Annotated in this window: 5 protein-coding genes; all 5 read right to left on the minus strand. The window is 73.1% G+C overall.

The features are described 5' to 3' along the window. Window positions 1-14: 14 nt before the first annotated feature. The 5 genes from ACFRMQ_RS37440 to ACFRMQ_RS37460 all read right to left on the minus strand — a co-directional run bounded on the left by ACFRMQ_RS37440 (window position 15) and on the right by ACFRMQ_RS37460 (window position 5,359). Window positions 15-1,664, minus strand: a complete 1,650-nt coding sequence (locus ACFRMQ_RS37440; protein ID WP_380735324.1) for a hypothetical protein — start codon at window positions 1,662-1,664, stop codon at window positions 15-17. Next, complete coding sequence (locus ACFRMQ_RS37445) at window positions 1,661-2,563, minus strand: ABC transporter ATP-binding protein (protein ID WP_380735325.1); 903 nt, start codon at window positions 2,561-2,563, stop codon at window positions 1,661-1,663. The genes ACFRMQ_RS37440 and ACFRMQ_RS37445 overlap by 4 nt, the downstream gene beginning before the upstream one ends. A 241-nt stretch (window positions 2,564-2,804) precedes the next feature. Further along, complete coding sequence (locus ACFRMQ_RS37450; RefSeq protein WP_380735327.1) at window positions 2,805-3,467, minus strand: response regulator; 663 nt, start codon at window positions 3,465-3,467, stop codon at window positions 2,805-2,807. A 40-nt stretch (window positions 3,468-3,507) separates the two neighbouring features. Next, complete coding sequence (locus ACFRMQ_RS37455; protein ID WP_380735328.1) at window positions 3,508-4,002, minus strand: MarR family winged helix-turn-helix transcriptional regulator; 495 nt, start codon at window positions 4,000-4,002, stop codon at window positions 3,508-3,510. Between the two features lie 61 nt (window positions 4,003-4,063). Then, entirely contained in the window at window positions 4,064-5,359 is a 1,296-nt protein-coding gene (locus ACFRMQ_RS37460; protein WP_380735329.1) for a glycosyltransferase family 39 protein, read from the minus strand. Window positions 5,360-5,506: the final 147 nt, after the last annotated feature.

Below are 5,506 nucleotides of genomic sequence, written 5' to 3' on the forward strand. Positions count from 1 at the left end.
CGGCGGTTCCCCGGCTATCCCTTGACGTTCCGTCGGGCCGCCCCGACCAGGAACACCACCGCGAGCATCGCCGCGGACAGCGCCACGGTCAGCAGCGGACTGGGACCGGCCGGCTCGCCGTGCACCCGGACCGCTCCCATGAAATCCAGCGCCGCCACGTTGTTGACGAGGACGTACCAGATCGGCAGGTAGATCGCCTGGAAGACCCGGTGGGTACGGGCCAGCACCCCCAAGGACATGGCGAGCGAGGGGATGAACAGCACGCCCCCGAACCAGCAGGCCACCCCCGGGCCGTCACCCGCCACCAGCATCCGCGCCAGCGGGGCGGCACCCGTCACCGCGGTGAGCACCAGCCCGGACGCCCATTCGGCCAGCAGCCGGCGCCGGGCCGCCGGGTAGGCGCCCAGCAGCACCTCCAGGCCGTTCTCGACCCGCTGACTGCCCAGCCTCGACCAGATCAGCACCGGCCACAGCCACACCCCGGGCAGCAGCATGCCGGTCACGGCGCCCATCGGCAGCGCGAAGCCGGCCGCGGTGAGCACGCCGGCCACCGCCCACCACCAGGGCGAGACGCCCTGCAGCAGGATCCGGACCTCTCCGGCCAACAGGCGCCCGAAGGCTCCGGCCCGCGTCGGCCGCGTCCGCGGGAGCTCGCCCGGGGCGGTGGACCAGGGGGCGGCCTGGGCCTGCTCCGACCCGGTGGCGGTGCCGAAGGGGTCGGCCGCCGAGGCGGCGGACCCGCCGTCAGCCGCCCTCTCCGCCTTCGCCTTCGCCCTCGTCGTCGCCCGGGGCAGCGGGCCGGCCGCGCGGGCCGGGTCGAACCGGCCGAACCAGAGCGCCGGCAGCAGGGCGACGGCACAGGCCAGCAGGACCAGCGCCACCCGGCCGAGGACGAAGCCGCCGGACGGGTCGAAGCCGTCCCAGAGGAAGGTGCCCAGCGGCTTGGCCACCTGGGTCAGGCCGAGGCTGAACCCGCTCCCGTCGGACCGTGGGTGCCGGCTCTCCGACGCCGCGCTCATCGACCGCGCGACCTGGTGCACACCGAGGCCCCCGAACGGCGCGGAGCCGGACTGGCCGCCGATCGAGATCACCAGGGCCAGCACGAACCAGACCACGTTCCCGAAGCCCGCCCGCAACGGCGGCACCGTCTCGAACAGGATCGCGGCCGCGGCGATCAGCGCCATCACCGGCAGCGAGAGCAGTACGAACGGCTCGACCAGGGCGATCACGTCGACCGAGCGGTCCTCACCGCGGGCCAGCTGCATCACCAGCGCGGTGACCGCGAGCACGCCGGTCATCGAGGCGAGCACCAGCAGGTTGCTCAGGAACTTGGCGAACAGGTAGCCCGACGTCCGCAGCGGGGTGGCCGCGAGGATCTGGCCGACCCGGCTGGTCCCGTCCCGCGCGATGGCGCCGCGCACCACGTAGAAGCCGCCGAAGGTGAGCCAGAGCGCCCCGGCCAGGGAGGTGACCGCGCCGACGTAGGCGCTGTTGTAGATGCCTCGGTCGCCGCCGACGTCCATGATCACCCAGGTGCTGTCCACGCTCGGGACGGCCAGGTAGCCGAGCCCGATCGCGGCCAGCAGGGTCACCGCGTACACCGGCCGGCGCACCCGGTCGCGGAAGTCCCCGGCCACCAGTCCGGCGAGCGCGCGCGCGTTCACCGCTGCACCGCCTGCCGCTCGGCCGGGGCGTGCCCGGCGGACCCGTGGATGACGCCCAGGTAGGCGTCCTCCAGGTCGGGCGGGACCCGGACCGCGTCCGGGCTCGGCGGGACGGGGGCGAGCAGCCGCAACCGCACCCCGTGCGCGGTCCGCACCATGCGGCTGACCACGTGCCGGGCCTGCACGGCCGGCACCTCGGCGGGGGCGACCACGACCTCCCAGACCTGCCCGTCGATCTCCCGGAGCAGCTCGTCGGGTGCGCCGCGGCGCACCAGGCGGCCCTGGGCGACCACGGCGATGTCGGAGGCCACCGACTCGACGTCGGAGACGATGTGGGTGGAGAGCATGACCACCCGGTCGGCCGCGAGGTCGCTGAGCAGGTTGCGGAAGCGGACCCGCTCCTCCGGGTCGAGGCCGGCCGTCGGCTCGTCGACCACGATCACCTTGGGGTCGGCCAGCAGGGCCTGGGCGATGCCGACCCGGCGGAGCATGCCTCCGGAGTACTTGCCGAGCGGGCGCTTGACCGCCTCGGTGAGGTTCACCAGCTGGATCAGCTCGTCGATCCGGGCTTTGGCGGAGCGCGCGGAGAGGCCCTTGGCGGCCGCCAGGTAGGACAGGAACTCCCGCGAGGTCAGGTTCGGGTAGACCCCGAAGTCCTGTGGCAGGTAGCCGAGTTCGCGGCGCAGCCGGTCCGGGTCGGCGACCACGTCGACCCCTTCGTACCGGACCCGGCCGCTGGTGGGCCTGGTGACCGTGGACACGATCCGCATCAGCGAGGACTTGCCGGCGCCGTTGGGCCCCAACAGGCCCAGCATGCCCGGGTTCAGGTGCATCGTCATGCCGTCGACGGCGCGCTTGCCGCCCTTGTACACCTTGGTGATGTCGATCAGTTCGAGCATTGTCGTCTTCTTCCCCGTCGAACCGGTCGCCGTCAGCCCTCCCGATCCGTCTCTCTGCCGTCGCGCGTCACGGCGACGGAGAGGGCAGGGGCGAGGGCAGGGACGAGGGCGAACGGGGCGGGTGCGGCTTTCTCGCGCGGGACCACCGGTTCCTCCGGGAGGCTGGAATTGGGCACGGTCGACAGCCTCGCCGTTCCGCGGCCCGCTGCCATCTGCCGTTCGGCAGATATCGCGGAGTACCTCAGTCCGCCAGTCGACCGGTCGCGTATCCCATCTCGAACGCGCGCACCGCGATGCCGACCCGGTTCTTGACGCCCAACTTCCGCTGGATGCTGGCCACATGGGTCTTCACCGTGCCGGCCGAGATGAACAGTTCGCCGGCGATGTCGGCGTTGGTCCTGCCCTCGGCCACCTTCCCGGCGATCTCCACCTCCCGCCGGGTGAGCGACTCGACCCTGGCCGGGCCGCCCGGACGGCCGCCGGTGACGTGCTTGAGCAGTCGGACCGTGACGGACGGACTGATCAGGCTGTCGCCCGCCATCGCGGCCCGGACCGCCTCGACCAGCAGCGTCGGGCCCGAGCGCTTGAGCAGGAATCCGGAGGCGCCGTGGCGCAGCGCCGGGTACACGTATTCGTCGAGGTCGAAGGTGGTGACGACGACGACCCTGACCGGCGGCTCCGCCGAGGGGCCGGCGAGCAGACGGACGACCTCCAGACCGTCCATGCGCGGCATCCTGATGTCCACCAGCGCCACGTCGGGCCGGAGTTCGCGTGCCGCCCGCACCGCGGCGATGCCGTCCCCGGCTTCGCCGACCACTTCCATGTCCGGCTGGTTCTCGAGGATCCGCCGCATGCCGCGACGGACCATCTCCTGATCGTCCGCGAGCAGTAGGCGAATGGTCACAGCCGGGGATTGTGTCACACGGCCCGGCGCCCGGCCCCGGTCACTGCCCCCGGGGGCGGCGGGCGCGGCGGACGGTGCGTTCGACCTCGACGGGCTCCGCGAGGTGGCCCTCGACCAGGTTCGTCAGGGCGGCCAGGAACACCTCGCGCTCGGGCTGCGGCAGCGTCTCCAGCAGTTCCCGGTGCACCCGGTCGGCGATCGCGGTGCCCCGCAGCACGGCCCGGGCGCCCTCCTCGGTGACGGAGACGATCCGGGCCCGCCGGTCGGTCGCGGACGGGCGGCGCTCGGCCAGGCCCGCCTTCTCCAGCTCGTCGACGGTGACCACCATGGTCGTCTTGTCCAGGTCCGCCAGCTCGGCCAGCTGGATCTGGGTGCGCTCGGCCTCCTGCGCGTGGAACAGCACGCAGTAGGCGCGCGGGGTGATCCCGAGCTCGGTGAAGGCGGCCGCCATCCGGGTGGCCAGCACGTGGCTCGCGTGGTCCATCAGCCCGGAGATGTCGCGGATCTGGCGCACGGGCGGCGGGGTCGTCGTCATGCTTCCGAGGTTAGCAACCCGTCTGCTGCCGGATGATCCCGTTGTCAACGAAACGCCGGGGCTACGGGATGCCCAACTCGAACAGCGCATAGCCGGCGTACCAGCCGGCCGCGAGGACCGGCATCGCCAGCAGCCCGGCCAGCGAGGAGGTCCGCACCCGGCGCAGCGCGATCGCCAGGCCGATGCAGAGCGGGAAGGCGGGCAGCAGGTAGCGCGAGATGTTGCCGAAGATCTGGTTGCTGCTCAGCGCGGTGATGAGGGTGAGCGCGGTGTAGACCCACAGCACCAGCGGCGGCCGGGTGCGCCAGAGCAGCACCAGCAGCCCGGGCAGGGCGATCAGCAGCGCGATCGCGATCAGGTCCGGGACGGGGTTGGACTGCCAGAAGTCCCAGTGCCCGGTGATCACGTCCATGATCGTGCGCAGGGTCGAGGCGCCGCCGTCGAAGTACCGGTTCCAGGCGCCCGACTGGAGCTTGAAGTAGCCGCCCCAGTCGCCCATCCGCCAGCCGACCCAGGCGACGTAGCCGATCAGGCCCCAGGGGGTGATCAGCATCGCGGTCAGCGGGCGGGCCACCCCGTCGGTGCGGCGGACCAGCGCGACCAGCGCGGCGATCGAGACGGCGGCGATCAGCGCGGCGGCGGTCGGCCGGTTGAGGCCCGCCACCAGCGCCAGCAGGCCGGCCGCGAGCCAGCGGCGGGTCATCACGCAGTAGCAGGCCCAGGCGGACAGCGCGACGAACAGCGAGTCCGAGTAGACCGCCCACTCCACCCCGGAGCCCGGGAACAGGCCCCAGAGCACCGCGGCGATCACACCCGCCCGGAAGCCGCCGAGCCGCTCGGCGATGGCGAAGATGCCGGCCGCCGCGACCAGCGAGGCGAGCACCGAGACGGCGATCCCGGAGCCGTACGGGCCGAGCCCGGTGACGGCGCCGACCAGCCGCATCAGCCAGGGGTAGAGCGGGAAGAAGGCGGCCGAGTTCTCGTAGTAGGTGGCCAGCGGGAAGCCGTGCAGCGGGATCAGCTGCGGGTCGTACCCGTTCTCGGCGATCCGCTGGTACCAGACGCCGTCCCAGGTGCCCAGCACGTCCCAGGCGTGGTCGCCGCCGCCGCGGCCCGGCTGCTTCCTCAGGTAGTCGCCGGTGTGCGAGAGCAGCAGCAGGAAGACGGTCAGGCCGATCGCCTTGACCACCGCGTACGCGCCCAGCGCGGGCCCGAAGCGGTCCACCAGGGCCCCGAACCGCCCGGGCACCCGGCCCGTCCGCTCCTCGGCTGCCGCCGCCGGCGCCGCCTCGGACGCTTCCGGCTCGACGCTGGACGACTCGGTGCTGGACGACTCGGTGCTCGGTGCCGTGCTCATCTGCTCTGGGTACTCCCCGCCCCGCTCGTGGTCCGCGCGGCTTCGGCGCAACGATTTTCACGTGAGCCTACGGCACGCCCCGGACCCGGGGACCCCTGGCGCCCCTGGCGCCCCTCCGGGCACCGGACCGGGGGGGGGAGCGGGACC

This window comes from Kitasatospora sp. NPDC056783, assembly GCF_042789895.1.
GTDB lineage: Bacteria > Actinomycetota > Actinomycetes > Streptomycetales > Streptomycetaceae > Kitasatospora.